The sequence below is a fragment of the Kitasatospora sp. MY 5-36 genome (assembly GCF_001182915.1).
Classification (GTDB): domain Bacteria; phylum Actinomycetota; class Actinomycetes; order Streptomycetales; family Streptomycetaceae; genus Kitasatospora.
This window is the reverse complement of sequence record NZ_LFVW01001087.1, coordinates 1-1,988: the sequence shown is the minus strand read 5'-3', so window position 1 is coordinate 1,988 and position 1,988 is coordinate 1. Positions and strand designations below refer to the sequence as shown.

At 73.0% G+C, this 1,988-nt stretch carries 1 protein-coding gene; it reads right to left on the bottom strand.

What is annotated here, in order from left to right; all coding sequences use genetic code 11:
* The coding region (locus tag AE652_RS40350) for a DUF4118 domain-containing protein (protein WP_049660761.1) at positions 1–1,745 on the bottom strand (1,745 nt) is incomplete at its 3' end.
* Positions 1,746–1,988 lie beyond the last annotated feature (243 nt).

Here is a 1,988-nt window from a genome sequence, read left to right as displayed (position 1 = left end):
GCCCCGGGCAGCACCCGGCCGCGCAGCACCAGCGCCAGGCTGTCGCCGACCGGGACGTCCACGTCGGCCTCCTCCGGCCGCTCCGGCGGGCGCGGGCCGGCGGTCGCCACCGGCGCCCAGGCGGAGAGCGGGTCGGGCCGTTCCAGCAGCGCGGCGCTCTCCTGCCCGAAGGTCTCCCGGACCTGCTCCATCAGCGCGGTCAGCACCCCGTCGCCGTTGGGCGCGCCGCGCAGCACTGTGCCGGCCAGCGCGCTGAGCGTCTGCGCCTCGGTCTGGCTGCGGGCGGCCTGCTGGGTGCGCCGGGCCGCGAGGTCCACCACCGACGCCACCGATATGCCGACGATGGTGAATATCGCCACCGCCATGATGTTCTGCGGCTCGTTGATGGTGAAGGTGTGCAGCGGCGGGGTGAAGTAGTAGTTCAGGACCGAGGAGGCGACCAGCGCCGAGCCGATCGCCGGCAGCAGCCCGCCGACCAGCGCCGCGCACACCGTCAGCGACAGGAACAGCAGCATGTCGGTGGAGAGCCCCAGCCCGCCGATCGCGGTCAGCACGATCGCCAGCAGCGGCGGCCCGACCAGTCCGATCAGCCAGCCGCCGACCGTCCGGGTACGGCCCAGGTCGGTGATCCGGCGGACCGGTATCTTGCCGCGCCGCCCGTGCCCGGCGTGCTCGTGGGTGACCATGTGGACGTCGATGTCCCCGGCCTCCCGGGTCACGATGGTGCCGACGCCCGGCCCGTACAGGTACTGCCAGCCGGGCCGCCGGCTGGTGCCCAGCACGATCTGGGTGGCGTTCACGCCCCGGGCGAAGTCCAGCAGCCCGCCGGCCGGGTCATCGCCGAGGACGGCGTGGAAGGAGCCGCCGAGGCTCTCCACCAGCGCGCGCTGCTCGATCAGCGTCTGCGGCGAGCCGGAGCCCACCAGCCCGTCCGAGCGGGAGATGTGCACGGCGAGCAGCTCGCCGCCGGAGACCCTGGCGGCGATCCGTGCCGCCCGGCGGATCAGCGTCGCCCCCTCGGGCCCGCCGGTCAGGCCCACCACGATCCGCTCCCTGGCCTGCCAGGTGCCCTCGATGCCCTGCTCGGCCCGGTACTTCTGGAGGTACTCGTCCACCCGGTCCGCGGTCCACAGCAGCGCCAGCTCGCGCAGCGCGGTCAGGTTGCCCGGGCGGAAGTAGTTGGCGAGGGCGGCGTCGATCTTCTCCGGCGCGTACACGTTGCCGTGCGCCAGCCGGCGCCGCAGCGCCTGCGGGGACATGTCCACCAGCTCGATCTGGTCCGCCCGCCGGACCACCTCGTCCGGGACAGCCTCGCGCTGGCGCACCCCGGTGATGCCCTCGACGGCGTCGCCCAGCGACTCCAGGTGCTGCACGTTGACGGTGGAGATCACGTCGATCCCGGCCGCCAGCAGCTCCTCGACGTCCTGCCAGCGCTTCTCGTTGCGGCACCCGGGGACGTTGGTGTGGGCCAGCTCGTCCACCAGGGCCACCTGCGGGCGGCGCGCCAGGACGGCGTCCAGGTCCATCTCGGAGAACCGGGCACCGCGGTGCACCACCTGCTGCCGCAGCACGACCTCCAGCCCCGCGACCATGTCCGCGGTCCGCCGGCGGCCGTGGTCCTCCACGAACGCGACCACCACGTCCGTGCCCCGCTCCTGCCGCCGGTGCGCCTCGGCGAGCATGGCGTACGTCTTGCCGACCCCGGGGGCCGCCCCGAGGTAGATGCGCAGCCTGCCTCGTCCCATGAGCACCATTCTTGATCCGACCCGGCCCGGAGAACACCCCCGGACACCTGTTCCCCCTGCCTTCGAGACTACGGCGTGCGACGCGATTTTCCGCTGATCAGTGCGCTGATCAGGCGGTTTTAGCGGCATATTGACGGTGGACCAGCCACTCGGCGAGGGTCGTTCGGGAGGGCTCCGGAGGGGTCGGGGTGCGGTGGTGTCCGACATCGGCCCGGAAATGCGAAGAACCCCCATCCGGGACCC